General features: G+C 72.0%; 22 protein-coding genes. 14 read left to right on the forward strand and 8 right to left on the reverse strand.

Annotated elements, in window-relative coordinates; translation table 11 throughout:
* Positions 1 to 53: 53 nt before the first annotated feature.
* The 3 genes from AB0I82_RS34770 to AB0I82_RS34780 all read left to right on the forward strand — a co-directional run bounded on the left by AB0I82_RS34770 (position 54) and on the right by AB0I82_RS34780 (position 3,503).
* Positions 54 to 1,178 carry a 2-oxoglutarate and iron-dependent oxygenase domain-containing protein gene (locus AB0I82_RS34770; protein WP_363261482.1) on the forward strand — a complete coding sequence of 375 codons (1,125 nt, stop codon included), beginning with the start codon at positions 54 to 56 and terminating at the stop codon, positions 1,176 to 1,178.
* Positions 1,178 to 2,551 (forward strand): nucleobase:cation symporter-2 family protein, encoded by a 1,374-nt coding sequence (locus tag AB0I82_RS34775; RefSeq protein ID WP_363261483.1) that lies wholly within the window; start codon positions 1,178 to 1,180, stop codon positions 2,549 to 2,551. Before AB0I82_RS34770 ends, AB0I82_RS34775 begins: the two co-directional genes overlap by 1 nt.
* A gap of 67 nt (positions 2,552 to 2,618) precedes the next feature.
* Positions 2,619 to 3,503, forward strand: coding sequence for a Bax inhibitor-1/YccA family protein (locus AB0I82_RS34780; RefSeq protein ID WP_363261484.1), 885 nt, complete (start codon positions 2,619 to 2,621; stop codon positions 3,501 to 3,503).
* A gap of 134 nt (positions 3,504 to 3,637) precedes the next feature.
* Here AB0I82_RS34780 and AB0I82_RS34785 read toward each other — a convergent pair whose 3' ends face one another.
* Positions 3,638 to 3,865 (reverse strand): DUF4287 domain-containing protein, encoded by a 228-nt coding sequence (locus AB0I82_RS34785; RefSeq protein WP_031067161.1) that lies wholly within the window; start codon positions 3,863 to 3,865, stop codon positions 3,638 to 3,640.
* Between the two features lie 98 nt (positions 3,866 to 3,963).
* On the opposite strand from AB0I82_RS34785, the gene AB0I82_RS34790 reads away from it, so the two are divergent.
* Positions 3,964 to 4,284 (forward strand): hypothetical protein, encoded by a 321-nt coding sequence (locus tag AB0I82_RS34790; RefSeq protein ID WP_363261485.1) that lies wholly within the window; start codon positions 3,964 to 3,966, stop codon positions 4,282 to 4,284.
* A gap of 110 nt (positions 4,285 to 4,394) precedes the next feature.
* Here the strand turns inward: AB0I82_RS34790 and AB0I82_RS34795 are convergent, their stop codons facing one another.
* The 3 genes from AB0I82_RS34795 to AB0I82_RS34805 form a co-directional block, all read right to left on the reverse strand.
* Positions 4,395 to 5,285 (reverse strand): hypothetical protein, encoded by an 891-nt coding sequence (locus AB0I82_RS34795; protein ID WP_363261486.1) that lies wholly within the window; start codon positions 5,283 to 5,285, stop codon positions 4,395 to 4,397.
* 275 nt (positions 5,286 to 5,560) lie between these two features.
* Positions 5,561 to 6,781 (reverse strand): acetyl-CoA C-acetyltransferase, encoded by a 1,221-nt coding sequence (locus AB0I82_RS34800; protein WP_363261487.1) that lies wholly within the window; start codon positions 6,779 to 6,781, stop codon positions 5,561 to 5,563.
* Positions 6,782 to 7,017: 236 nt separating this feature from the next.
* Positions 7,018 to 8,043: an SGNH/GDSL hydrolase family protein gene (locus AB0I82_RS34805; RefSeq protein WP_363261488.1), complete on the reverse strand. Its 1,026-nt coding sequence runs from the start codon at positions 8,041 to 8,043 to the stop codon at positions 7,018 to 7,020.
* A gap of 202 nt (positions 8,044 to 8,245) precedes the next feature.
* Here AB0I82_RS34805 and AB0I82_RS34810 point away from each other — a divergent pair, with 202 nt between their 5' ends.
* A complete protein-coding gene (locus AB0I82_RS34810; protein ID WP_363261489.1) occupies positions 8,246 to 9,640 on the forward strand; it encodes a cystathionine beta-synthase in 1,395 nt (464 codons plus the stop codon).
* A 245-nt stretch (positions 9,641 to 9,885) separates the two neighbouring features.
* On the opposite strand, the gene AB0I82_RS34815 is transcribed toward AB0I82_RS34810, so the two are convergent.
* On the reverse strand, positions 9,886 to 11,322 hold the full coding sequence (locus AB0I82_RS34815; protein ID WP_363261490.1) for a cytosine permease: 1,437 nt from the start codon (positions 11,320 to 11,322) through the stop codon (positions 9,886 to 9,888).
* Positions 11,323 to 11,490: 168 nt separating this feature from the next.
* On the opposite strand from AB0I82_RS34815, the gene AB0I82_RS34820 reads away from it, so the two are divergent.
* Positions 11,491 to 12,363, forward strand: coding sequence for a MurR/RpiR family transcriptional regulator (locus AB0I82_RS34820; RefSeq protein ID WP_363261491.1), 873 nt, complete (start codon positions 11,491 to 11,493; stop codon positions 12,361 to 12,363).
* 44 nt (positions 12,364 to 12,407) lie between these two features.
* Here AB0I82_RS34820 and AB0I82_RS34825 read toward each other — a convergent pair whose 3' ends face one another.
* Entirely contained in the window at positions 12,408 to 13,772 is a 1,365-nt protein-coding gene (locus tag AB0I82_RS34825) for an APC family permease (RefSeq protein WP_363261492.1), read from the reverse strand.
* A 131-nt stretch (positions 13,773 to 13,903) separates the two neighbouring features.
* On the reverse strand, positions 13,904 to 15,259 hold the full coding sequence (locus AB0I82_RS34830; RefSeq protein WP_363261493.1) for a diaminopimelate decarboxylase: 1,356 nt from the start codon (positions 15,257 to 15,259) through the stop codon (positions 13,904 to 13,906).
* 134 nt (positions 15,260 to 15,393) lie between these two features.
* Here AB0I82_RS34830 and hutU point away from each other — a divergent pair, with 134 nt between their 5' ends.
* The 4 genes from hutU (at position 15,394) to hutI (ending at position 20,899) form a co-directional block, all read left to right on the forward strand.
* Entirely contained in the window at positions 15,394 to 17,058 is a 1,665-nt protein-coding gene (hutU, locus tag AB0I82_RS34835; protein WP_363261494.1) for a urocanate hydratase, read from the forward strand.
* A gap of 17 nt (positions 17,059 to 17,075) precedes the next feature.
* Complete coding sequence (locus AB0I82_RS34840) at positions 17,076 to 18,263, forward strand: allantoate amidohydrolase (RefSeq protein WP_363261531.1); 1,188 nt, start codon at positions 17,076 to 17,078, stop codon at positions 18,261 to 18,263.
* The gene (locus AB0I82_RS34845; protein WP_363261496.1) at positions 18,254 to 19,600 is read left to right on the forward strand and encodes a formimidoylglutamate deiminase; all 1,347 of its coding nucleotides are present in this window, start codon (positions 18,254 to 18,256) and stop codon (positions 19,598 to 19,600) included. Before AB0I82_RS34840 ends, AB0I82_RS34845 begins: the two co-directional genes overlap by 10 nt.
* A 126-nt stretch (positions 19,601 to 19,726) precedes the next feature.
* Positions 19,727 to 20,899 carry an imidazolonepropionase gene (gene hutI / locus AB0I82_RS34850; protein ID WP_363261497.1) on the forward strand — a complete coding sequence of 391 codons (1,173 nt, stop codon included), beginning with the start codon at positions 19,727 to 19,729 and terminating at the stop codon, positions 20,897 to 20,899.
* A gap of 166 nt (positions 20,900 to 21,065) precedes the next feature.
* On the opposite strand, the gene AB0I82_RS34855 is transcribed toward hutI, so the two are convergent.
* Entirely contained in the window at positions 21,066 to 21,998 is a 933-nt protein-coding gene (locus AB0I82_RS34855; protein WP_363261498.1) for an RNA polymerase sigma factor SigF, read from the reverse strand.
* Between the two features lie 263 nt (positions 21,999 to 22,261).
* On the opposite strand from AB0I82_RS34855, the gene AB0I82_RS34860 reads away from it, so the two are divergent.
* From AB0I82_RS34860 to AB0I82_RS34875, 4 genes are all read left to right on the forward strand, one after another.
* Positions 22,262 to 22,633: an STAS domain-containing protein gene (locus AB0I82_RS34860; protein ID WP_363261499.1), complete on the forward strand. Its 372-nt coding sequence runs from the start codon at positions 22,262 to 22,264 to the stop codon at positions 22,631 to 22,633.
* Between the two features lie 195 nt (positions 22,634 to 22,828).
* A complete protein-coding gene (locus tag AB0I82_RS34865; protein WP_363261500.1) occupies positions 22,829 to 23,329 on the forward strand; it encodes an ATP-binding protein in 501 nt (166 codons plus the stop codon).
* Between the two features lie 185 nt (positions 23,330 to 23,514).
* The gene (locus tag AB0I82_RS34870) at positions 23,515 to 24,201 is read left to right on the forward strand and encodes an LPXTG cell wall anchor domain-containing protein (RefSeq protein ID WP_363261501.1); all 687 of its coding nucleotides are present in this window, start codon (positions 23,515 to 23,517) and stop codon (positions 24,199 to 24,201) included.
* A gap of 6 nt (positions 24,202 to 24,207) precedes the next feature.
* Positions 24,208 to 25,113 carry a hypothetical protein gene (locus AB0I82_RS34875; protein ID WP_363261502.1) on the forward strand — a complete coding sequence of 302 codons (906 nt, stop codon included), beginning with the start codon at positions 24,208 to 24,210 and terminating at the stop codon, positions 25,111 to 25,113.
* Positions 25,114 to 25,149: the final 36 nt, after the last annotated feature.

Raw genomic sequence — 25,149 nt, forward strand, 5'->3', positions numbered from 1 at the left:
CAGGTGCACCATGCCGCAACAAACTGTTGAAGCGGCGGAAGGGGTGCACGGCAATGGGCGAGACACAGCGCGGGGACGGCCGGCTCGACGTTCCGGTGATCGACCTGTCCGGCTGGCGGGACGGAACGGCCGAGGCGCGGGCCGCGGTCGCGGCGGCCGTGGACGAGGCGGCCCGCACCGTCGGATTCATGCAGATCACCGGGCACGGCATCCCGCGGAGCGCGGCCGACGGACTGGCCGCGGCGATGGACGCGTTCTTCGGCCGGCCGGCGGCGGAGAAACGGGCGCTGTGCGCGCCGCCCGAGATCAACCGCGGCTACACCCCGCCGAGGGCCGAGAAGCTCAGCCTGAGCCTCGGGGTGGCGAGCCCCGAGGACCTGTTCGAGGCGTTCAACGTGGGGGTCGAGGCCGGTGCGGCCGACGGACCGTACGCCGGTGCCGCGCTGCCCGCCGAGTACTTCCCCGCGAACCTCTGGCCGGATCCGGACACCGTCCCCGGGTTCCGGGAGGCGGTCGAGGAGTGGTTCGCGCAGGCGGGGGCGCTCGCGCGCCGGCTCACCGAGGTGTTCGCGGTGGCGCTCGGCCTGGAGCCGGGCTTCTTCACGCCGTACACGCACCGCTCGGTCGACGTGCTGCGGATGAACAACTACGCGCTGCCGCCGGGGGAGACGGTCGTCGACAAGCGGCAGATGGGGATGGGCGCGCACACCGACTACGGCATCGTCACCGTCCTGTGGGCGGACCGCGTGCCCGGCCTGCAGATCCTCGGCACCGACGGGACCTGGCACGACGTCGTACCGGCGGAGGGCGCCGTCCTGGTCAACCTCGGCGACGCGCTGGCCCGATGGACCAACGACCGGTGGCGCTCCACCCTGCACCGGGTGCTGCCGCCCACGGACGCGGCGGGACGCCTCGTACGGCGCCGCTCGGCCGCCTACTTCCACGACGGCAACCACGACGCCGTCATCAGCGCGCTCCCCGGCTGTGTGGCCCCGGGCGACGAGGCGCTGTACGAGCCGGTCACCATCGGCGAGCACATCGCGGCGAAGCTGGCCGGGTCGCGGGCGCTGCGGCCCAACGAGGGCGCCGGGCGGGAGGCCGCGCGGCTGCGGTCGGCCGCGGTCCCGGAGCCCACGCCGGAACACGCGCGGCCGGCCGCGGAGAGCGCGGGCGCCTGATGGCGGCCCCGAGCGCCGCCGCCCGGGAACGGCATCCCGTGGACGAGGTGCCGCCGCTCGGCCGGACGCTCGTCCTGGGCCTCCAGCACGTCCTGGTCATGTACACCGGCTCGCTCGCGGTCCCGCTGCTCTTCGGCGCCGCTGCGGACCTGCCGCAGGACACGATCGCCCTGCTCATCGCGGCGGATCTGTTGATCGCCGGGGTGATCACGGTGGTGCAGAGCGTGGGCGCGGGGCGCCTCCTGGGCGTACGGCTGCCGGTGGTCGCCGGGGCCGGCTTCGCCGCGATCACGCCGATGATCCTGATCGCGCAGCAGTACGGCATGCCCGCCGTCTACGGCTCGATGCTGGCGGGCGGGGTCTTCGGCCTGCTGGTCGCGGCGCCGTTCGCGCGGCTGGCGCGGTACTTCCCGCCGCTGGTCGGCGGGTGCGTCATCACGGTCATCGGGCTGTCCCTGATGGGCGTGGGGACGCAGCTGGTGGCGGGCGAGGACGCCACGGCGCCCGGTTACGCCGCGCCCGAGCGGCTGCTGCTCGCCGCCGGTGTCATCGTCGTGATCATTGCCCTGACCCGTCTCTGCAAGGGGTTCCTCGGGCAGATCGCGGTGCTGCTGGGGCTGGTGGCGGGCACCGTCGCCGCGGTGCCGCTGGGGCTCGCCGACTTCTCGGGGGTCGGCGGGACGGCGTGGGCCGGGGTGCCCGAGCCGTTCCACTTCGGGGCGCCGGAATTCCCGGTGGCCGGGGTGGCGGCCATGTGCGTCGTGATGCTGGTGATCTTCACGGAGTCCACCGCGAGCATGCTCGCGGTGGCCGAGATGACCGACCGGCCGCTGTCGACCGGGGACCTGGCCAGGGGACTGGCCGCCGACGGCCTCTCCGGAGTACTGGCCGCCGGCATGAACTCCTTCCCCGACACGCTCTTCGCCGAGAACCTGGGCCTGGTGGAGATGAGCCGGGTCCGCAGCCGCTGGATCACGGCCGTCGCCGGGGTGATCCTGATCGCGCTGGGCTGTCTGCCCCGGCTCGGCGCGGTCGTGGCCGCGCTGCCGGACCCCGTGGTGGGTGCGGCGGCCCTGGTGATGTTCGCCATGGTCGCGGCCGTGGGTCTGCGCATACTCCAGCGGGTGGACTTCCGGGACGGCCCCGACCTGCTGATCGTCGCCGTCTCGCTGGCCGCCGGAATGGTCCCGGTCAGCGCGCCGCACATCTATGACGGGCTGCCCGCCGGGGTACGGATCGTCTTCGGCTCGGCGATCACCTGTACCGCCCTCACCGCCTTCGTCCTCAACCTGCTCTTCCACCACATATCGCCGCGGGGCCGGTCTGCACCGCATCGACGAGGGATTTCCGGGAAGATCCTGCCTGAGGAGTAGGGACGTGGCTTTGCCAAGCCATTACCCTTGAGGCCAAGGCCGCGCAGGGCGGCCATGGAGGAGTGAGATGAGGAGCAGCAACCCGGTCTTCTCGCGACGGGGGTTCAGCCGAAACGGCTACGCCGGCTTCAATGCGCCGCCGCAGGCCGGGGCCGCCGCCAACCCTTACGCGGGGACGAACCCGTACGCCGGACAGGCCCCCTACGCGGAGACGAACCCGTACGCGGGTGGTAATCCGTACGCCCAGGGCCAGCAGGACGTCACCCAGGCCCCGCCGTACGTCCCGCAGACCCGCCCCATGACCATGGACGACGTCGTCGTCCGTACGGGCCTCACGCTCGGCACGGTCGTCGCCGGCGCCGCCGTGGCATGGATCATGGATCTCTCCATGGGCCTGGCCATCGGCGCCGCGCTCGTCGCGATGGTGCTCGGCCTGGTCCAGGCGTTCAAGCGCAAGGCATCGCCGCCGCTGATCCTGGCGTACGCCGCCTTCGAGGGCCTCTTCCTCGGCGCGATCAGCAACGCGATCAACCAGTGGGTGGCCCCCGGCGCACCCATGCAGGCGGTGCTGGGCACCATGGCGGTCTTCGTCGTGATGCTCGTCGCCTACAAGACCCGCCTCGTGCGGGTGAACGCGCGGTTCACCCGCTTCGTGATCTTCGCCGCCATGGGCTTCCTGCTGCTGCAGGTGGTCAACCTGCTGTTCATGGCGTTCGGCGGCGGTGACGGCCTCGGCTTCCGCAGCGGTGGCCTGGGCATCGTCTTCGGCCTCGTCGGCGTGCTGCTCGGCGCGCTCTTCCTCGCCCTGGACTTCAAGCAGGTCGAGGACGGCATCGCCTATGGCGCGCCGCGCGAGGAGTCCTGGCTCGCGGCCTTCGGCCTCACCATGACCCTGGTGTGGATCTACCTGGAGATGCTGCGCCTGGTCGCCATCTTGAACGGCGACGATTAGTACGACCCGTGACCCCGGTGCCGACCAGGCGCCGTGGACACGGCGAAGGGCCCGCGGGAGGTTGCCTCCCGCGGGCCCTTCGGGTTTCCGGCGCGATCCGGTCACGGGACCGGACCGAGCGCGGTAACCGTCCGCTAGAACTTCCGGGCCGCGCGCCGCAGGTCGTACTCGTGGACGATCGCCTTGGCGTGGCCATAGGCGAGGTTGTGCTCGCCACGGAGCCAGCTGACCTTCTCCTCGAAGCGGAAGAGAGCGGGGCCTTCATCGACGGTGCGAAGCCAGTCGGAGACTTCACGGCCGGTGCAATGGGGGATACGGGAGAGCAGGTTCCGGTGGGTCTCTTCGGAGAAGACTTGGGACATCGGCGCCTCCGGACGCGTTCGATGCTGGTCCTTCAGCACACCGTGCCTGAGCGTTCCGGCATTGGCAACCACCCGGGAGTGGCGCATAGGCTCACGGCGTGCTTGACGTGATGCCTTTGCAGACCGCTGTGGACACCCTGGCCGACCGCCTCAGGGCGCTGCCGCAGAGCGCCCTCGCGCGGGGCGCGGCGGCCGAAGGACTGGCGCTCGCCAGGGAGTTCGCGCTGCGCGCGCAGCGCGTGGAGGAGCCCGGAACGGAGCCGCGCGAGCTGCCGGACGCCGGCATGTTCGCGGTCGGCGACCAAGTGGCGGTGGCCGGTCATGATTTGGCGTACGCCCTGCGGGACGCGGAAACGGCCCGTGCCGAGGATGTGGCACAGGCCGTGGAAGACGTACGGCGGACCGCGGCGCGCTGCTGAGCGGTCCGGGACCGGGCGGGTACTGGGCCCGGTCCGAAGGAAGGCCCCGTCGGGGGAGGCCGGGGCGGCGAAGCCGGTCGCCTCGGAGGGAGGCGATGACGCCGGTTGCCTCAGAGGGAGGCGATGACCCGGTCGGCGAGGACGTAGACGCTGTCGTCGCGGCCCTCGCCCCAGGCGAAGGTCAGCGCGTAGGCACCGGCCACGCCCGAGCCGCCGAGCAGCACGGTGGTGTGGCCATCGCGGAGCGCCTCGGCGACCCGCTCGGCCGTCTCGCGGTGGCCCGGCGTCATGCAGACGGTCGTGCCGTCGGCGAAGACATAGACGTCGAGGGTGCCCAGCGGGCCCGGCCGGACGTCGGCCAGCGGCGTGCGGTCCTCGGCCAGCTCCTCCAGGCGCGCCACGGTGCGCTCGTGGTCGCCGATGGCGGGGTGGGGCGAGAAGTCGGGGTGCGAGGGGTGGCGCCGGCGGGCGGCGGCCAGCTCGGCGGACTCGGTCTCGTCGACGGTCTCGGCGTGCGGGGCGTCGACCGGCTCCAGGTCCACCTCGTCCATGCCGAACAGCGGCTCGGAGCCCAGTACATCCGGGTCCAGGCCCGCGAAGTCGGCCTGCCGCGGCAGGTAGAAGCGGTCGAAGCCGTCGCCGGGCGCGGTGTCGTCACCCGGCGCGGGGTGGCCCGGCAGCAGCGTCGAGGGCGAGTCGGCGTCTCTGGCCTCCTGCGCGGCCCAGAAGGCACGCGCCTCGGCGAGCTCCCGCTCCCGCTCCTCGGCCAGCGCGTCGGCCACCGCGGCACGTATGTCGTCCAGCGGGGTCTCGGCGGCGGGTGCCGGGCGGGCGGCGGGAATGGCGGCGAGGGCCGCGGCGCCGTCCTCACGGGCGGTGCTGAGTTCGGCCCGCAGTCCGGCGACCTCGCGGCGCAGGGTGCGAGCGGTGTGCAGGGAGGCTGCTCCCAGCGCCACGGCGATGGCCGCGGCCGGCAGCAGTGCATAAGCGATGGCAGTCACTGACGTACTCCCGGTAGCAGATAGTCCCCCGGAGAACTTCCTACATCAGCCTGCCGGAGGTCGGCGACCGTTCGCAGTGCGCCACGTCTCTTGACGACCGGCGGCAGGGGTCCCCTACGGCCCGATGACCCCTCGCCGACCTGCAGAAACGTGACTCCCCCGGGGTGTTGGTCACAATCCCGGGGGAGTCGGTACAACGATCTTGTCACGCGGTGACGTGGGCCACCGATCGTCGCGGTGCGTAGCTCAGTTGGTACGTACCGTACTCAATTCGCTCAGCTCAGGCGCTCGATGACCATCGCCATGCCCTGGCCGCCGCCGACGCACATCGTCTCCAGGCCGAACTGCTTGTCGTGCCACTGCAGGGAGTTGATCAGCGTGCCGGTGATACGGGCGCCGGTCATGCCGAAGGGGTGGCCGACCGCGATCGCGCCGCCGTTGACGTTCAGCTTGTCGAGGTCGATGCCCAGGTCCCGGTAGGACGGGATGACCTGCGCGGCGAACGCCTCGTTGATCTCGACCAGGTCGATGTCGCCGATGGACAGGCCCGCGCGCCGCAGCGCCTGCTTCGACGCCTCGACCGGGCCCAGGCCCATGATCTCGGGGGAGAGGCCGGAGACGCCGGTGGAGACGATGCGGGCCAGCGGGGTCAGGCCCAGCTCGCGCGCCTTGGTGTCGGACATGATCACGAGCGCGGCCGCGCCGTCGTTGAGCGGGCAGCAGTTGCCCGCGGTGACCAGGCCGTCGGGGCGGAAGACGGGCTTGAGGCCCTGCACGCCCTCCAGCGTGACGCCCGCGCGCGGGCCGTCGTCCTTCGAGACGACCGTGCCGTCGGGGAGGGTGACCGGGGTGATCTCCCGCTCCCAGAAGCCGTTCTTGATGGCCTGCTCGGCGAGGTTCTGGGACCGTACGCCGAACTCGTCCATGTCCTGGCGGGTGACGCCCTTGAGGCGCGCGAGGTTCTCCGCGGTCTGGCCCATGGCGATGTACGGGTCGGGGACCAGGCCGTCCTCGCGCGGGTCGTGCCAGGTCGAGCCCTCGGTCTCGGCGACGGCGGCGGTACGCGCCTCGGCCTCCGCGAAGAGCGGGTTGTGGGTGTCGGGCAGGCTGTCGGAGTTGCCCTTGGCGAAGCGGGAGACGGTCTCCACGCCGGCCGAGATGAAGACGTCGCCCTCGCCCGCCTTGATGGCGTGCAGCGCCATCCGCGAGGTCTGCAGCGACGAGGAGCAGTACCGGGTGACCGTGCAGCCGGGGAGGTGATCCATCCCCATCTGTACGGCCACGATGCGGCCCAGGTTGTTGCCCTGCTCGCCGCCGGGCAGGCCGCAGCCGAGCATCAGGTCGTCGATGTCCTTCGGGTCCAGCTCGGGGACCTTGGCCAGCGCGGCCTTGATGATCTCGGCGGTCAGGTCGTCCGGGCGCAGGTCCTTCAGCGAGCCCTTGAAGGCGCGGCCGATCGGGGAGCGGGCGGCAGAGACGATCACGGCTTCGGGCATCACGCGGCTCCAGACGAGAGGTTTTGAATTCAAAGCGGCGGCGCGGAGCGCCTCGTTGAGGGGTGGTGGTCGGGTGACGGGTGGGCTGTGAGGGAAGCTACCTGCACGTACAGCGAAGGTCACGGTTCCTGCGCTGTGATGCGGACCTCTTTTCTAAGCGGCTGCTTACCTCCGTACTGAGCGGATGCTCACCCATGGGACGGGTGCCGCGCAAGGGGGCGGCACCCGCCCGCCCGCTACGGCGCCCGCTCCTCGGCCTCCGCCGTCGGCTCCTCGGCCTCCTGTACCGCGATCCGCTGCCGCCTGCGGTGCTTGAGCAGCGCCCACGGCGCCCGGCTGCCCGCGACCTCGGTGCCGCCCTCGGACGCCGCCTGCGCCGCCGCCTCCTCGACCGGCAGGAAGCCCTCGCGCCGCGCCGGCTCCGGGCGCTCCTCCTCTTCCGGCCACAGGCCGAGCGCCGCGCACAGCGTGGGCAGTACGGCCATCGCCGCGGTCGCGTACCCCTCGGCGGAGGGGTGGTAGTTGTCCGAGCTGAACAGCTCCCGCGGATTCGCCTCGAACTCCGGGCCGAGCAGATCGCCCAGTGACACCGTCCGCCCGCCGTTCTCCACCACCCCGATGGTCTGCGCCGCCGCCAACTGGCGGCTCAGCCGCCGGGCCACCCAGCGCAGCGGCTGGTACACCGGCTCGATCGTGCCGAGATCGGGGCAGGTGCCCACCACCACCTCGCTGCCCGCGTGGCGCAGCCGGGCCACCGCCTCCGACAGCATGCGGACGGAGTGGGCGAGCGGCATCCGGTGCGTGACGTCGTTCGCGCCGATCATGATGACGCAGACGTCCGGCACCGGGCCGTCCGCCAGCAGCAGCGTCACCTGGCGCTCCAGGTCGTCGGACTGGGCGCCGGGCAGCGCGACATTGCGCAGGTCGACCGGGCGTTCGGCGATCGCGGCCAGGCCGGAGGCCAGCAGCGCCCCGGGCGTCTGGCGGGCCCGTGTGACGCCCTGGCCGGCGGCCGTGGAGTCGCCGAGGAAGCCGAGCCGCAGCGGGATCCGGTCGGTGCGGTACCAGAACGTGGCGCCGTAGCGGCCGTCGGCGGGCGGCGGCAGCTCGGTGGCGCCGCCGACCGTACGGCGGGCGAGCCGCACCTCGGTCAGGAGCAGGCCCACCGCGGCGACGCCGAGCAGCCCGACGCCCCCGCTGCCGACCGCCGCGGCCGTCGCGATCCGGCGTGCCACTCTCGCCCTGGACATGGTCATCGGCATCGGCCGGGCACCTCCCCGCAGTGCGTACACGGGCGTGCGAAGGGCGTGAATCCCGGCGCGCGCTCCGCGGACTCGCGAAACTCGTGTCAAGAACGTCTTGCCCCGCCGGGCCTTCGCCGCAACGCGCCTGCCCTGTGGGGGTGAGCGCAATAGGCTGGCCGGACGGGCGCAGGACAGCGCGCCCCCTACCGCGGAGACCACCGTGCAGGTTTATGAATCCATGATTGAGCTGGTCGGCAACACCCCGCTCGTACGGCTCAAAAACGTGACCGAGGGCATCCGGGCGACCGTCCTGGCCAAGGTCGAGTACTTCAACCCGGGCGGGTCCGTGAAGGACCGGATCGCGGTGCGCATGATCGAGGCCGCCGAGCGGTCCGGCGCACTGAAACCGGGCGGCACGATCGTGGAGCCGACCTCGGGGAACACCGGCGTCGGCCTGGCGATCGTGGCCCAGCAGAAGGGCTACAAGTGCATCTTCGTCTGCCCCGACAAGGTGTCGACGGACAAGATCAATGTGCTCCGGGCCTATGGCGCCGAGGTCGTGGTCTGCCCCACGGCCGTCGACCCGGATCACCCCCATTCGTACTACAACGTCTCCGACCGGCTGGTACGCGAGACGCCCGGCGCCTGGAAGCCGGACCAGTACAGCAATCCGGACAACCCGCGGTCGCACTACGAGTCCACGGGGCCCGAACTGTGGGAGCAGACCGACGGCCGAATCACGCATTTCGTGGCGGGCGTGGGCACCGGCGGCACCATCAGCGGGACCGGGCGGTACTTGAAGGACGTCAGTGACGGCAAGGTCAAGGTCATCGGCGCCGACCCGGAGGGCTCGGTCTACAGCGGCGGCTCCGGGCGCCCGTACCTGATCGAGGGCGTCGGCGAGGATTTCTGGCCCACCGCCTACGACGCCACCGTCGCCGACGAGATCATCGCGGTCTCCGACAAGGACGCCTTCCAGATGACCCGGCGGCTCGCCAAGGAGGAGGGCCTGCTGGTCGGCGGCTCCTGCGGGATGGCCGTGGTGGGCGCGCTGAAGGCCGCCGAGGGGCTCAGCGAGGACGACGTGGTGGTCGTCCTGCTGCCGGACAGCGGCCGTGGATATCTCTCGAAGATCTTCAACGACGACTGGATGAACGACTACGGCTTCCTGGAGACCGGGGACACCGACCGGGTCGCCGATGTCATGCACAACAAGCACGGCGGCATCCCCGAACTGGTGCACATGCACCCCGAGGAGACCGTCGGCGAGGCCATCGAGGTGCTGCGCGAGTACGGCGTTTCCCAGATGCCGATCGTGAAGCCGGGCGCCGGCCATCCGGATGTGATGGCCGCCGAGGTCATCGGGTCCGTCGTCGAACGCGAGCTGCTGGATGCGCTGTTCACGCAGACCGCGTCGCTGGGCGATCCGCTGGAGAAGCACATGTCCGCGCCCTTGCCGCAGGTCGGCGCGGGGGAGCCGGTCGCCGACCTGATGGCCGTACTGGAGACCGCCGACGCGGCGATCGTTCTGGTGGAGGGCAAGCCGACAGGTGTCGTCAGCCGGCAGGACCTGCTGGCCTTCCTGGCCCGTGGGAGCGCGCGGGGCGCGCAGTAGGGCCGAGGCGGGGGTCAACTCCCCGTCGACGCAAGGTGTACGTATGTGTCACGCGGAGGCAGCACGGACTTAACACTGGTCCGGCAGATTAATCCGTGCGGCGACAAGGACTTCGGAGCGGCTCCCGGACTCCAGTCGCCAGGACGCGTCCGACCGGCCCTGACCCGGTCCGCGTCCTTCGCGGGGACCGCCGTCGTCCCGCCCCTGGCGCTTGCGCGCCGGGGTGCGGCGGTCCCCGCGCCGTTTTAGTCGGCGTGCGTTGTCGACTGCGGCGCCGTTGTGGTTGCTCGCGCAGTTCCCCGCGCCCCTGACGGGGCGCTGTGCGACGGTCCCCGATCACCCCGAGAGGTGAGCCAGTACAGGGTGGCCGGTACTGCCAGGCCCACCAGCCAGGAGATGTCGGCGCCGCCCAGGGGGGCTACCAGGGGGCCTGTGTAGAAGTGGGTTACCAGGAAGGGGAGTTGGGTCAGTACGCCGATGGTGTAGACGGCCAGGGCCTTGGTGTTCCAGGCGCCGTAGCGGCCCGCCGGGTCGTGGAGGGCGTCGAGGTCGTAGCGTTCCTTGGAGATCAGGTAGTAGTCGACGAGGTTGATCGCGGACCAGGGCGTGAAGAACGTCAGCAGGAAGAGCAGGAAGTCCTTGAAGGCGGTCAGGAACGAGTCCTTGCCGAGGAGGGACACCGCCGTGCCGACGACCATGATCCCGGCGAAGTAGAGGCTGCGGCCGCGCGGCGAGAGCGTCCGTTGGCCGCGGAAGCCGCTGATGCTCGTCACCATCGACATGAAGCTGCCGTAGGTGTTCAGGACGTTGATCGTCAGCTTGCCGAGGGCGATGACGAAGTACAGCGCCGCGGCCATCAGGCCCGTGCCGCCCAGCCCGACGATGTACGAGACCTCGTGGCCGACGAAGGCAGCGGGCGCCGCGGCCGCGGCCAGCGCGCCGAAGGTCATCGACCACTGCGAGCCGAGCACCGAGCCGGACAGCGTCCACCAGAAGGTCGCGCGGGCCGAGGTGTCGCGGGGCAGGTAGCGGGAGTAGTCCGCGACGTACGGGCCGAAGGCCAGCTGCCAGGACGCGGAGAGCGAGACGGCCAGCAGGAAGACCGGGAAGTCGAAGCTGCGGTCGTGCAGCAGGAGGGCCAGGTCGGTCCGCTCCAGCAGGCGTACGCCGAGGTAGACGAAGGCCACCGCGCAGACGAGGCCGGCGATCCGGCCGAGCGCGTGGATCAGGCGGTAGCCGACGGCCGCGGCGAAAGCGGTGATCGCGCCGAACGTGATGATGCCGGCGGTGTCGCCGAGGTGCGTCAGATGGCCGACCGCCTGCCCGGCGAGCACGGTGCCGCTGGCGAAGAAGCCGATGTACATGATGATGACCAGGGCCAGCGGGACGACCGCGCCGCGCACCCCGAACTGGGCCCGCGAGGAGATCATCTGCGGCAGGCCGAGCCGCGGCCCCTGCGCCGAGTGCAGGGCCATCACCGCGCCGCCCAGCACGTTGCCGAGCAGCAGCCCGATCAGTGACCAGAAGGCGTTCGCGCCGAAGACGACGGCGAGCGCGCCGGTGACCACCGCGGTGATCTGGAGGTTGGCGCCCAGCCAGAGCGTGAACTGACTGAAGGCGGTGCCGTGCCGTTCGGAGTCCGGTACGACGTCGATCGAGCGTTGTTCCACCACGCCTGCCATAAGCCGTCCCTCTCTCGCTGCATGAAGTCATTCAGCATTAGGTGCGGGTGAATGGAAATGCAATAGGCTGGAGTAAAACGCTGGTTACGGCTTAGGCCCGGGCAGGTCACGCCCGGGGATTCCGTAGAGTCGGGCAGCACACGCCGGGGACCGGACCGAGAGGACACGATGAGCGGGGACAACGGGGGCGAGGGCGCCACCGAGGCGGCCGCCGGTGCGGCGGCGCGGCTGCAGAAGCTCTTCGAAGGGCACCGGCTCACGCCGACCCAGCGCCGGATCGCGCACTGCATGGTGCGCCGGGCCGCCGACGCGCCCTTCCTCTCCAGCGTGGAGCTGGCCGAGCTGGCCGGCGTGAGCCAGCCCTCGGTGACCCGCTTCGCGGTCGCCCTCGGCTTCGACGGCTACCCGGCCCTCCGCCGCCACCTGCGGGACGTGGCCCCGGAGCGCGCCGCGGCGGCCCCCGACTCGCTCAACGAGTACCAGCAGGCCGTACAGGAGGAGATCGGCAACCTCCAGGAGCTGTCGGCGGCGCTCGCCGACCCCGCGCCCATAACGGAGGCGGCCCGGCTGTTCGCGGCCTCCCCGGTGCTGCCGGTGCTCGGCCTGCGCGCCGCCATGGGCCAGGCCGCGGGCTTCGCGTACTTCGCGCGCAAGGTCCACCCCGACGTGCGGCTGCTGGACGAGGGCGGCTCGATGCTCGCCGACCGGATCGACGGGGCGGTGCGCGCGGGCGCGAGCGTCCTGCTCTGCTTCGCGCTGCCGCGCCACCCCCGCGAGGTGATCGAGGCGCTGGCGTACGCCCGCTCCGCCGGGCTGACCGTCGTCACCGTCGCCGACAGCGCGTTCGCGCCGGTCGCCCGCCACACCGACCTCATGCTGCCCGCTGCGGTCGGCACGGGGCTGGCCTTCGACACGGTGTGCGCCCCCATGCTCCTCGGCCGGGTCCTGCTGGAGGCCATGTGCGACGCGCTGCCGGACGCCCAGGCCAGCCTGGAGGCGTTCGACGCGCGGGCGGCGGCCCGCGGCCTGTTCGCGGAGTGAGCCCGGCGAGGGGCGCGGGCCGCGTCAGGGAGCGCGTACCGTCCTCAATGCTCCTCGCCGCGCACCTTCATCACCAGCTTGTTGAGTCCCCACAGCGCCACGCCGATGGCCAGCAGGACGCCGGCCCGGATGTAGACCTCGGCCGGGCGGTCGGCCAGCGGGCTGGCGAGGATCAGCGCGCTGAGCGCGCCGAGCACCGGCAGGACCGTCGGCGTACGGAAGTGGGCGTGCGCCACCCGGTCCTTGCGCAGCACCAGTACCGCGATGTTGACCACCGCGAACACGCACAGCAGCAGGAACGCCGTCGTGTCGCCGAGCCCCGCGATCTCGCCGGTCGACACCAGGCCGATGGCCAGCAGCGAGACGAAGACGATGCCGGTGACGGGGGTGCGCCGCTTCGCGAGCACCCGGCCCATCGCCCTGGGCAGGATGCGCTCGTTGGCCATGCCGTAGCAGAGCCGTGAGGCCATCATGATGTTGATCAGCGCCGAGTTGGTGACGGCGAAGAGCGCGATCAGCGCGAAGAGCTTCGGCGGGAAGTCCAGCCCGCCGGCCTTGACCACCTCCAGCAGCGGCCCGCTGGACTTCTCCAGCGTGCGGTGGTCCACCAGCAGCGACGAGACGAGCGCGACCAGGACGTAGACGGTGCCCGTGACGCCCACACCGATGAAGATCGCGCGCGGGAAGGTGCGGACCGGGTCCCGGGTCTCCTCGGCCATGTTCACCGAGTCCTCGAAGCCGACGAACGCGAAGAAGCCCAGCGCGGTGGCGCCCAGTACGCCGGTGAGCAGGGCGTACCCACCGCTGCCCGACGCCTCGAACTCGGCCAGCCGCCCCGGCTCCCCGTCGCCGCTGAGGATCGCGTACGCCCCGATCGCGAGGATCACCAGCAGCCCGGTCACCTCGACCAGCGTCAGGACGACGTTCGCCTTCACCGACTCCGAGACGCCGCGCAGGTTGAGCGCCGCGAGCGCGAGGACGAAGAGGATCGCGACGACGGTCGGCGGCACCGCGTCGGTGAACTCGGCGAGGTAGTCGCCGCCGAACGCGCGGGCCGCCGCGCTCGCCGAGGACAGCCCCGAGCACATCACCATGAAGGCCACGATGAAGGTCAGGAAGGGGACCTTGAACGCCTTCTGCGTGTACAGCGCGGCGCCGGCCGCCCGGGGGTACTTGCCGACCAGCTCCACGTACGAGGCCGCGGTCAGGATCGCCACGACGAAGCCGATCACGAACGGCAGCCAGAGCGCGCCGCCGACCTTGCCCGCGACCTTGCCGGTGGTGGCGTAGATCCCGGTGCCGAGGATGTCGCCGATCACGAAGAGGATCAGCAGTTTGGGGCCGATGGCGCGCTTGAGGCCGGTCTCCTCGGGCGGTGTGGTGGAGCCGGGCGTGGTGGTGTCCGTCATCTGGAACCTCCCCCGAGATGGTGACGTGGGGGAGCTAGTGCCCGCGCCCGGCGCGCCGAATGCCGGAATTGAGGAACTTCAGAGCTGGGCCGGGCTGAGGGACTTCAGGGCTGGGCCCAGGCCGACGGGCTTCAGAGCTGGGCGAGTGCGTCGCGCTCCGGGCCGCCGCCGGCCTCCGCGACGATCTCCTCCAGCGTCTGGGCCCGGCGGACCGTGGCGAAGCCGACCGAGCCGTCCGCGCCCTCGGCGAAGCCGTGCACGGCCGGCCGGGCCAGGCTGTTGTAGGCGTAGTGGTGGGCGAAGTAGTACGCGCCGGTGTCCAGCACCGCCACGTAGTCGCCCTGCGCCAGCGGCGGCAGCGTGCGGTTCTCGGCGAGCAGGTCGCCCGCGAAGCAGGCCGGGCCCGCCACGTCCTGCGCGAGCTCCCCGCCGCTCTTCGGCAGCCCCTTGGCGTCGAACGCGGCGATCCGCAGCGGCCAGGCGGCGGGCGCGTACACCGTACGCGTGGCCACCTGCACGCCCGCGTGGGTGACCGCGATCGGCCGGCCGCCGGAGCTCTTGGCGTACTCCACCCGCGCCAGCACCGTGCCGTGCTTCGCCAGCAGCGACCGGCCGAACTCGGTGACCAGGCCGTACCGCCCGTCCAGCAGCCCCGGCACCTGCTCCTTCAGGACCCGCGCGTACGCCTCGTGGGTGGGGTCGTCGGCGTCGGAGGCGAAATTGACCGGCAGGCCGCCGCCGATGTCGATGGTGTCGATCTGCTGCCGGCCCACCGCCTCGTTGATCTCCTCGGCCAGCTCGTACACCGCCCGCACGCCCTGCGCCATCAGCTCCAGCGGTACGCCCTGCGAGCCGGAGTGGGTGTGCAGCCGGGTCAGCCAGGGCCGCGCGAGGTAGGCGTTGATCACCCACTGGCGGGCCCCCTCGTCCCGCAGCGCGACGCCGAACTTCGAGGTCGCCGTCGCCGTGGACAGCGCCTCGATGCTGCCCCCGCCGACCTGTGCGTTCACCCGCAGGCCCAGCGGCGAGCGGGTGGGGGCCGAGGAGACCAGCGCGTCGATGCGGTCCAGCTCCTGCGGGTTGTCGGCATTGACCGCGATGCCCAGCGCGAGCGCCTCGCGCAGCTCGGCGGGGGTCTTGGCGGGCGAGTCCAGGACCGTGTGCGCGGCGTGCACCCCGGCAGCTCTGGCCAGCGCCAGCTCGCCGGGGCTCGCGACCTCGGCACCGATGCCCGCCTCGTGCAGCAACCGCAGGACGGGGACCAGCGGGGCCGCCTTGACGGCGAAGGCGTGCAGCACCGGCGCGTCGGTGACCGCGGCGAACGCGGACCGCAGCGCCTCGGCGCCCGCCCGGATGCCGGCCACGTCCAGCAGCCCGATGATCGGGGTGTCGGGGCCGACCAGCCCCTGCGCCACCGCCGCCGCGACGGCGCGTTCCCGGCGTTCGGTCCGTTCCGTACCGCTGCCTGTGGAGCCCGTGAAGGTCATGACGCCACTCCATCATCCGGCGGCCGGGCGCGCCACGGGTGCCGTTGACTAGTCCTATTCAGTAGCGTCAATATGTGAATAGTTCGATCCAGTGCCATGTGGGTGCTGGGCACCGCCGAGGCAGGAGGCAGCGCATGTCAGGACCGCGACCCGTGCGAGCATCGCGTGGTACGGAACTGAGCGCCCGGGGCTGGCAGCAGGAGGCCGCCCTGCGGATGCTCCAGAACAATCTGGACCCGGAGGTGGCCGAGCACCCGGACAAGCTGGTCGTCTACGGCGGTACCGGCAAGGCCGCGCGTGACTGGCGCTCGTTCGATGCGATGCAGCGCACGCTGCGGACGCTGAAGCAGGACGAGACGATGCTGGTGCAGTCCGGCCGTCCGGTGGGCGTCATGCAGACCCACGAGTGGGCCCCGCGCGTCCTGATCGCCAACTCCAATCTGGTGGGGGACTGGGCGAACTGGGAGGAGTTCCGGCGCCTGGAGCAGCTGGGGCTGACCATGTACGGGCAGATGACGGCCGGTTCGTGGATCTACATCGGTACGCAGGGGATCCTGCAGGGCACGTACGAGACCTTCGCGGCGGTGGCGGCGAAGAAGTTCAACGGCACGCTGGCCGGGACGATCACGTTGACGGCGGGGCTGGGCGGCATGGGCGGTGCGCAGCCGCTGGCCGTGACGATGAATGACGGTGTGGCGATCTGTATCGACTGTGACCCGCGGGCGATCGAGCGGCGCATCGAGCACCGGTACCTGGATGTCCGCGCGGACAACCTGGCACATGCGCTGCAGCTGGCCACCGAGGCCCGCGACGCCCGTCGCCCGCTCTCCATCGGGCTGCTGGGCAATGCGGCGGAGCTGCTGCCGCAGATGCTGGCCGAGGGCGCGCCGATCGACATCGTCACCGACCAGACGAGCGCGCATGACCCGCTGTCGTACCTGCCGGTGGGGGTCGACTTCGACGAGATGGCTTCTTACGCCGCCAAGGACCCGGCCGGGTTCACCACCCGCTCCCGCGAGTCGATGGCCAAGCACGTCGAGGCGATGGTCGGCTTCATGGACGCCGGTGCGGAGGTCTTCGACTACGGCAACTCCATCCGCGGCGAGGCCCAGCTGGCGGGCTTTGAGCGGGCGTTCGCCTTCCCCGGCTTCGTGCCCGCCTACATCCGTCCCCTGTTCTGTGAGGGCAAGGGCCCCTTCCGCTGGGCGGCTCTGTCCGGCGAAGCCTCGGACATTCACAAGACCGACAAGGCGATCCTGGACCTCTTCCCCGAGAACGAGTCGCTGCACCGCTGGATCAAGATGGCGGGCGAGCGGGTGCACTTCCAGGGGCTGCCGGCCCGTATCTGCTGGCTGGGTTACGGCGAGCGGGACAAGGCCGGTGAGCGCTTCAACGACATGGTGGCGTCCGGCGAGCTCCAGGCCCCGCTGGCCATCGGCCGCGACCACCTGGACTGCGGCTCGGTGGCGTCCCCGTACCGGGAGACCGAGGCCATGCTCGACGGCTCGGACGCCATCGCCGACTGGCCGCTGCTCAACGCCATGGTCAACGTCGCCTCCGGCGCGTCCTGGGTCTCCCTCCACCACGGTGGCGGGGTCGGCATGGGCCGCTCCATCCACGCGGGCCAGGTCTCCGTCGCCGACGGTACGAAGCTGGCGGGCGAGAAGGTCCGTCGCGTGCTGACCAACGACCCGGGCATGGGTGTCATCCGGCACGTCGACGCCGGATACGACATCGCCGATTCCGTCGCGGCCGAGCGCGGCGTCCGCGTCCCGATGCGCGAAGGCGGCGACCAGTGAGTACTTCGTTCCACGAGATGTGGCGGGACCTGCTCCCCATCGGGCAGGACGCCGACAGCCGGGGCTACCGGCGCTACGCCTGGACCGGCGCGGACGCCGACTGCCGGGCCTGGTTCCGGGGGCAGGCGGAGGCCCGCGGGCTGACGTACGAGGTGGACCGGAACGGCAACCAGTGGGCCTGGCTCGGCGACCCGGCCGCCGGGGACGCCGTCGTCACCGGGTCGCACCTGGACTCCGTACCGGACGGCGGCGCCTTCGACGGGCCGCTGGGCGTGGTGTCCTCCTTCGCCGCGCTGGACGAACTCCGCGGGAGGGGAGTGGAGTTCTCCCGGCCGCTGGCGATCACCAACTTCGGTGACGAGGAGGGTGCCCGCTTCGGGCTGGCCTGCGTCGGGTCGCGGCTCGCGGCGGGTCAGCTGAGCGTCGAGAAGGCGCATCAGTTGACGGACGCCGATGGCGTCACGCTCCCGCAGGCCATGGAGCGGGCCGGGTACGACCCGGAGGCGATCGGCGCCGACGACGAGCGGCTTGCCCGTATCGGCGCGTTCGTCGAGCTGCACGTGGAGCAGGGTCGCGCGCTGGACCTGTCCGGTGACGCGGTGGGTGTCGCGTCCGCGATCTGGCCGCACGGCCGCTGGCGGTTCGACTTCCGGGGCGAGGCCAACCACGCCGGTACGACGCGCCTCGAAGACCGCCGGGACCCGATGCTCACGTACGCGCAGACCGTGCTCGCCGCGCGCGAGTACGCCGCGCGGCACGGCGCGCTGGCCACCTTCGGGAAGGTCGGCGTCGAGCCCAACGGCGTCAACGCCATCCCGTCCCTGGTCCGCGGCTGGCTGGACTCGCGCGCCGCCGACCAGGCGACGCTGGACGCGGTGGTCGGCGGGATCGAGCGGGCCGCGGCCGAACGGGGCCGGACCGACGGGGTGGATGTGACGGTCACCCGGGAGTCGTTCACGCCGGTCGTCGAGTTCGCCCATGACCTGCGGGACCGGCTCGCCAAGATGCTCGGCGATGTCCCCGTGCTGCCCACCGGCGCCGGGCATGACGCGGGTATTTTGTCCGCCACTGTCCCGACCGCCATGCTGTTCGTACGCAACCCCACCGGCGTCTCGCACTCGCCCGCCGAGCACGCGGCGGAGGACGACTGCGTCGCGGGGGTCCGCGCACTCGCCGACGTACTGGAGGGTTTGGCGTGCAACTGACGCCGACGACGTACTGGCTGGAGCACGCCTGGCTCGACACGCATGTCGAGCCCGGGGTGGTCGTCGAGACTGGGGACGGGCGGATCACCGCCGTCCGCACCGGAGTCGAGGCCCCGCCGCCCGGGGCCGAAATCCTGCGCGGGCTGACGCTCCCGGGCCTCGCCAACGCGCACTCGCACGCCTTCCACCGCGCGCTGCGCGGCACGGTGCAGGTGGGTAGCGGCACGTTCTGGACCTGGCGCGAGGTCATGTACGCGACCGCCGCGCGGCTCACGCCGGACAGCTATCACGAGCTGGCCCGCGCCGTGTACGCGGAGATGGCGCTCGCCGGGATCACCTGCGTCGGGGAGTTCCACTACCTGCACCACGCGCCCGGCGGCGGCCGTTACGAGGACCCGAACGCGATGGGCGAGGCGCTGATCGCCGCGGCCGGCGAGGCGGGCATCCGCATCACGCTGCTGGACACCGCGTACCTGTCCGCGGGCTTCGGCGAGCCGCCCAACCGGCAGCAGCTGCGCTTCAGCGACGGCGACGCGCAGGGCTGGGCCGAGCGCGCCGGGCAGCTCAAGGAGGGCCGCGCGCACGCCCGTATCGGCGCCGCCGTGCACTCCGTACGGGCCGTACCGGCCGATCAGCTCCGTACGGTCGCGCAGTGGGCACAGGACCGCGAGGCCCCGCTGCACGTCCATCTCTCCGAGCAGACCGCCGAGAACGACGCCTGTCGGGCCGCGCACGGCTGCACGCCGACCCGGCTGCTCGCCGACCACGGCGTGCTCGGGCCGCGCACGACGGCCGTGCACGCCACCCACCTCACCGACGAGGACATCCGACTGCTCGGCGGCTCGGGCACGGGCGTGTGCATGTGCCCCACCACCGAGCGGGACCTCGCCGACGGCATCGGCCCGGCCACCACCGTCCAGGAGGCGGGCTCCCCGCTCTCCCTCGGCAGCGACAGCCACGCCGTCATCGACCTGTTCGAAGAGGCGCGCGGGATGGAGCTGAACGAGCGGCTGCGCACCCGTACGAGGGGCCACTGGACCGCCGCCGCGCTGCTGCGCGCCGCGTCCGCCGACGGCCACCGGGCGCTCGGCTGGGACGACGCGGGCGCGCTGCGCACCGGCGCGCTCGCCGACTTCACCACGATCGCCCTGGACAGCGTCCGTACGGCGGGGCCGCTGCCCCGACTCGGTGCTGAGACGGCCGTCTTCGCGGCCAGCAACGCCGATGTGCGGCACACCGTCGTCGGCGGCCGCCAGGTCGTCCGGGACGGCGCGCACGCCCTCGTGCCCGATGTCGCAGGCTCGCTGGCCTCGGCGATCGACGCACTCCGGGAGTGACGCTGCCGCCCGCAGCACCCTGACCACGCCGGGTCCCGCCGCCCTCACGCGGGGCCCGGCGTACCCGCGTTCCCGCCCGGACCCCGTGTACCGCAGTTCCCACCCGGAGAGGAAAACCCCGCCACCATGGCCACGACCACCCTCATCACCAACATCGGCAGCCTGGTCACCAACGACCCGGCGCTCGGCACCGGCCCGATCGGCCTGATCGAGGACGCCGCGCTCGTCATCGAGGGCGACCGTGTCGCGTGGGCGGGCCCGGCCGCCGGCGCGCCCGCCGCCGACACCGCCGTCGACGCGGGCGGCCGCGCCGCCATCCCCGGCTTCGTCGACTCCCACTCCCACCTGGTCTTCGGCGGCGACCGCACGAAGGAGTTCAACGCCCGGATGTCCGGGCGCGCTTACTCGGCCGGCGGCATCCGTACGACGGTCGCCGCGACCCGCGCCGCCACCGACGAGGAGCTCTCCGCCAACGTCGCGCAGTACATGGCGGAGGCGCTGCGCCAGGGCACCACGACCTTCGAGACCAAGTCCGGCTACGGCCTCACCGTCGAGGACGAGGCCCGCGCGCTGCGCATCGCCGCCGCGCACACCGACGAGGTCACCTACCTCGGCGCGCACATCGTCTCCCCGGACTACGCCGAGGACCCGGCCGGATACGTGGACCTGGTCACCGGCCCGATGCTGGACGCCTGCGCCCCGCACGCCCGCTGGATCGACGTCTTCTGCGAGAAGGGCGCCTTCGACGGCGACCAGGCCCGGGCGATCCTCACCGCGGGCAAGGAGCGCGGCCTGCTGCCCCGCATCCACGCCAACCAGCTCTCCTACGGGCCCGGCGTGCAGCTGGGCGTCGAGCTGGACGCGGCGTCCGCCGACCACTGCACGCACCTGACGGACGCCGACGTGGACGCGCTGGCGCAGGGCAACACCGTGGCGACGCTGCTGCCGGGCGCGGAGTTCTCCACCCGCGCCGAGTGGCCCGACGCCCGCCGCCTCCTGGACGCGGGCGCCACGGTCGCCCTCTCCACGGACTGCAACCCCGGCTCGTCCTTCACGTCCTCGATGCCCTTCTGCATCGCGCTCGCCGTCCGCGACATGAAGATGACCCCTGACGAGGCGATCTGGTCCGCGACGGCGGGCGGCGCGCAGGCCCTGCGCCGGACCGACGTGGGCCGCCTCACCCCGGGCTCCCGCGCCGACCTGGCCCTCCTGGACGCCCCGTCCCACGTTCACCTCGCGTACCGCCCGGGCGTGCCCCTCGTCACGGAGGTCTGGCGAGCGGGCGTACGCGCCGTCTGAGCGGCCCGGAGCGGCGGCAGGCGGAAATCCCCCACGGGGCCGCCGTACGCCCCGCAGAACGGCCCTCAGAACGTCCAGCAAAAGCGAAAGGGGGCCCGCCCCGAATTACTCGGGGCCGGCCCTCCTCCGCGCGGTCAGCCGTGCGGGACGCCGTGACCGCGGCGACTCACTCCTCGATCATCAGGCCCTTGCGGAGCCGGACCAAGGTGCGGGACAGCAGGCGGGAGACGTGCATCTGGGAGATGCCCAGCTCCTCGCCGATCTCCGACTGCGTCATGTTCGCGACGAAGCGGAGCGAGAGGATCTTGCGGTCGCGCGGCGGGAGCTCCGCGATCAGCGGCTTCAGGGACTCGACGTACTCGATGCCCTCGAGCCCGTGGTCCTCGTAACCGATGCGGTCCGCCAGCGCACCTTCGGTGTCGTCCTCCTCCGGCTGGGCGTCCAGCGAGCTCGCGGTGTACGCGTTGCTCGCGGCCATCCCCTCGACGACCTCGTCCTTGCTGATGGACAGGCGTGCGGCCAGCTCGCTCACGGTGGGTGCGCGGTCGAGCTTCTGCGCCAGTTCGTCGCCGGCCTTGGCCAGGTCCAGGCGCAGCTCCTGAAGGCGCCGCGGGACCCGTACCGACCAGCTGGTGTCACGGAAGAAACGCTTGATCTCGCCGACGATGGTCGGCATGGCGAAGGTGGGGAACTCTACGCCGCGGTCCAGTTCGAAGCGGTCGATCGCCTTGATCAGCCCTATGGTGCCGACCTGGACGATGTCCTCCATCGGCTCGCTGCGCGAGCGGAACCGGGAGGCCGCGAACTTCACCAGGGCGAGGTTGAGCTCTACCAGGGTGTTGCGGACGTATGCGTACTCGTGCGTGCCCTCTTCCAGCGTCTCCAGGCGCCCGAAGAGCGTCTTGGAGAGCGCCCGCGCGTCCACCGGTCCGACCTCGTCGTACGGCGGAATCTCGGGCAGGCCGTCGATCTCGGGCATCCCGGGGAATCCGGTTGCATCGATCGGCAGGTGCTGGGCAGGGATCTCTTCGGACAGGGATGTCGACGACGCGTGGTCCGTGGTCTGGTCGGTGCGCACTTCGTCGAGCCGGGGTGACATGGGTGTCCTCCATGGTTCTCGGCATATGGCTGCCGATGCCTGTACGTGAAGCTGCGGTCTGCGGCGCCTCCAAAGCCGGCCGAGTCGAATGTGTTCCTTATACGCCTACCCGGGTTCACCTGAAGATGGCAAGTGCGTGTTGTCCGTATTTGTGTTAGTACGCGTGATGTTCGGGTACCAGCCCGGGGGTCAAGGGCGTAGGCTTCGACGTGCGCAGTCGTAAGCAAAACCAGACGCCGAGACAGCAAGAGGGGTGCGCGCGCATGGACCGTGGGACGGTCGGCAGTGCAAGCCGGGGACGGCTCCACGTCGGGGTCCGCCATCACGGCGCCAGTGCGGTCGTCACCGCGGCGGGTGAGTTGGATCACCACACCGCGGAGTTGTTGCGCGAGTCACTCGACAGTTGTGCGGATGATGGCTATGTGCGACTGGTCGTGGACTGTTCGCAACTGGAGTTCATGGATTCCACGGGGTTGAACGTCCTGCTGGGGGCCCGCCTGAGGGTGGAGGCCGAAGGCGGCGGGGTGCACCTGGCGGCGATGCAGCCGGTGGTGGCCCGGGTCTTCGAGATCACCGGCGCGGACGCGGTCTTCACCGTGCACGACACGGTTGACGCGGCGCTTGTCGTCGGCTGAGCCGGATGGACGGGGGGCGGCAGTGGCGGACGGTTTCCGGAAGGACCGTTTCCGATCACGTTGGCTCCCTCACAACTTCCGTCCCCAAGAAGTGGGTGTTCTCACGGTCCGGCCGGGCAGGAGACATCTGAATCTTTTTGAACCCGTCAGGTATCCGTCATCCGTGAAAAGGCGAATCGGTGAGGTGAAGCGCTGATGAGCACCACCCGGCCGTACCCGCCGGGCGATCTGGGCCCGGACTCGGGGAACGCCGGCGCCGCCGCCGTCTCCCCGGCCCCCGTTCCGGCCGGTCAGGTCCGCAGGCTGCGTCTCGCAGGCGCGCGTGGCGCGGTCGCCCGTGGCCGTGACTTCGCCCGGCAGGCGCTGCACGACTGGGGCTGGCTGCCGGCCGCGGGCGCCGATCAGCGTGCCGCCGCCGAGGACGTCCTGCTCGTCGTCTCCGAGCTGGTCACCAATGCCTGCCTGCATGCCGAGGGCCCGGAGGAGCTGCGGCTGCGCTGCAATGCCAAGGTGCTGCGCCTGGAGGTCACCGACCTGGGCACCGGCTCGCCGGCCCCGCGCACCCCGCACCGCGCCGGCCGTCCCGGCGGCCACGGCATGTTCATCGTGCAGCGGCTCTGCCTGGACTGGGGGGTCGTCCGTAACCCCGACGGCGCGGGCAAGACCGTGTGGGCGGAGCTGGCCGCTCCGTCGTAGGGAGTGGGCGGTGCAGCCCCAGAACCCGGCAACCGCCTCCCCGTACCGTTCGAGCCGCCCCGCGGGGCGGCTTTCCTTGTGTGCTCTCTCTTCCTTCTCCGAGGCCCCCGGCGTACCTTGACGCCCAATCTGATGTGCCGTCAGTAACTTCCGGCGGTGCGCTCACCGGAGAAGGGGAGATCGAGGTGGCCCGCTTCAAACCCCAGCGCAGCCGGCGCCGCACGGGCCCGGCAGGACCGGCGGCGGCCGTGCTGCTCACGGCGGCGGCATCGGTGCTCTTCGCGGCCCCCGCCGCGCACGCCGAAGTCGTCGACGTCGACTACCAGTGCAAGACCCCGATCGGGAACAAGGGCGCCGTCTCGCCCATCGACATCAAGTCCACCGAGTCCGGCGACGGCTACAAGCTCGTGATGTCCTTCCAGAAGGGCGTCTCCTCCAGCCCCGTCGAGCTGGGCAAGGGCGCGATGAAGCCGAGCGCGCTGATCAAGCTCGGCGGCGCGGAGACCGGTGACGTACCGGTGAGCGGCCCGCCCAACGACAAGGCGATCCCCGCCAACACCCCGATCAAGATCAGCGATCTGAGCGGTACGTACACACCGAAGAAGAGCGGCAAGGTCACCTTCACGGCGTCCACGCTCACCATCAAGGCGCTGGGCACGACGACGACCTGCACGCCCAGCAACGATCCCGAGCCGTCGCTCAGCCTCGACGTGAAGGGCACCGGCGGCGGCGCGCCCGCTCCAGGCGGCGAACTGCCGCAGACCGGGCCCGCCGACGACGCGATCGCGCTGGGCACGCTCGGCGGCACGGTGCTGCTCGCCGGGGTCGCGGGCACGCTCTGGCTGACGCGCCGTCGGCAGCGGCGGGCCTGAGCGCCGGTGGCCTGGCGTATCCGTGCCGTGGCCGCGGGCGCGGCCGCGCTGACCGCCGCGACGCTGCCGTGCGCACCACCGTCCGCAGCGGCGGCGGACGGCTGGCGCGCGGCGCCCGCGGGAGCGCACCCGCGCCCGTACTTCTACCTGGAGGGCGACCCCGGCAGCGTCCTCACCGACCGGCTGGCGCTCACCAACCCCACGGGCCGCGCGCGGACGTTCACGGTCTCCGGGAGCCCCGGGTCCGGCGCCGGGGCCTGGATCGTCACCGCGGCCAGGACCGTGCGGGTGCCGGCCCGTACCCGCGCGGAGGTGCCGTTCACGGTCACCGTGCCGGCGGGTACGGCACCGGGCGACCACCCGGCCGCGCTCCGGGTGCGCGAGCAGCGCGGGGCCGAGCGCGCCGTACGCCTCCATCTGCGGGTGAGCGGCCCCACGCTGGCCGCCCTCACCGTCGAGAACGTGTCCGTCGCGGCCCGCGGCGGCGCGGCCGTCATCCGGTACGACCTGGTCAACCGCGGCAATACGACGCTGGATCCGCGGGTCGCGGTGCGCGCCGACGGGCTGCTCGGCGGGGAGCTGCGCCGCCCCGCGCACGCCGTACCCGGCGACCTGCCGCCGGGGCGGCGGATCACCCGTACCGAGACCTGGCCGGACCCGCCCGCGCTGGACTCCGTGGACGTGACCGTCACGGCCACGGGGGCGGGCGAGGCGCGCGGCCGCGCGCACGTCTCCCACTCCTTCGTGCCGTGGACCGCAGTGGGCCTGGTCCTCGCGGGCCCGGTCGCGGCGGGGGCCTGGTGGTTCCTGCGCCGCAGGCACCCGGGTGGCGGGGACGAGGCCGCGCAGGCGGACCGGGTGGACGAAGTTCCGTACGTGGATCAGGAGTTGGCGACGGGAGGGCGGGCGTGAGGCGGGACAGCCAGGTACGCGGAGTACGCGCATGCG

Source organism: Streptomyces sp. NPDC050315, assembly GCF_040655775.1.
In the GTDB taxonomy this organism is placed as follows: Bacteria; Actinomycetota; Actinomycetes; order Streptomycetales; family Streptomycetaceae; genus Streptomyces.

Excerpts from the sequence above, each read along its gene's own strand:
- AB0I82_RS34770 (WP_363261482.1), top strand. The coding sequence starts at position 54 with ATGGGCGAGACACAGCGCGGGGACGGCCGGCTCGACGTTCCGGTGATC.
- AB0I82_RS34775 (WP_363261483.1), top strand. The coding sequence starts at position 1,178 with ATGGCGGCCCCGAGCGCCGCCGCCCGGGAACGGCATCCCGTGGACGAG.
- AB0I82_RS34780 (WP_363261484.1), top strand. The coding sequence starts at position 2,619 with ATGAGGAGCAGCAACCCGGTCTTCTCGCGACGGGGGTTCAGCCGAAAC.
- AB0I82_RS34785 (WP_031067161.1), bottom strand. The coding sequence starts at position 3,865 with ATGTCCCAAGTCTTCTCCGAAGAGACCCACCGGAACCTGCTCTCCCGT.
- AB0I82_RS34800 (WP_363261487.1), bottom strand. The coding sequence starts at position 6,781 with ATGCCCGAAGCCGTGATCGTCTCTGCCGCCCGCTCCCCGATCGGCCGC.
- AB0I82_RS34805 (WP_363261488.1), bottom strand. The coding sequence starts at position 8,043 with ATGCCGATGACCATGTCCAGGGCGAGAGTGGCACGCCGGATCGCGACG.
- AB0I82_RS34815 (WP_363261490.1), bottom strand. The coding sequence starts at position 11,322 with ATGGCAGGCGTGGTGGAACAACGCTCGATCGACGTCGTACCGGACTCC.
- AB0I82_RS34820 (WP_363261491.1), top strand. The coding sequence starts at position 11,491 with ATGAGCGGGGACAACGGGGGCGAGGGCGCCACCGAGGCGGCCGCCGGT.
- AB0I82_RS34825 (WP_363261492.1), bottom strand. The coding sequence starts at position 13,772 with ATGACGGACACCACCACGCCCGGCTCCACCACACCGCCCGAGGAGACC.
- AB0I82_RS34830 (WP_363261493.1), bottom strand. The coding sequence starts at position 15,259 with ATGACCTTCACGGGCTCCACAGGCAGCGGTACGGAACGGACCGAACGC.
- hutU (WP_363261494.1), top strand. The coding sequence starts at position 15,394 with ATGTCAGGACCGCGACCCGTGCGAGCATCGCGTGGTACGGAACTGAGC.
- AB0I82_RS34840 (WP_363261531.1), top strand. The coding sequence starts at position 17,076 with ATGTGGCGGGACCTGCTCCCCATCGGGCAGGACGCCGACAGCCGGGGC.
- hutI (WP_363261497.1), top strand. The coding sequence starts at position 19,727 with ATGGCCACGACCACCCTCATCACCAACATCGGCAGCCTGGTCACCAAC.
- AB0I82_RS34855 (WP_363261498.1), bottom strand. The coding sequence starts at position 21,998 with ATGTCACCCCGGCTCGACGAAGTGCGCACCGACCAGACCACGGACCAC.
- AB0I82_RS34860 (WP_363261499.1), top strand. The coding sequence starts at position 22,262 with ATGGACCGTGGGACGGTCGGCAGTGCAAGCCGGGGACGGCTCCACGTC.
- AB0I82_RS34865 (WP_363261500.1), top strand. The coding sequence starts at position 22,829 with ATGAGCACCACCCGGCCGTACCCGCCGGGCGATCTGGGCCCGGACTCG.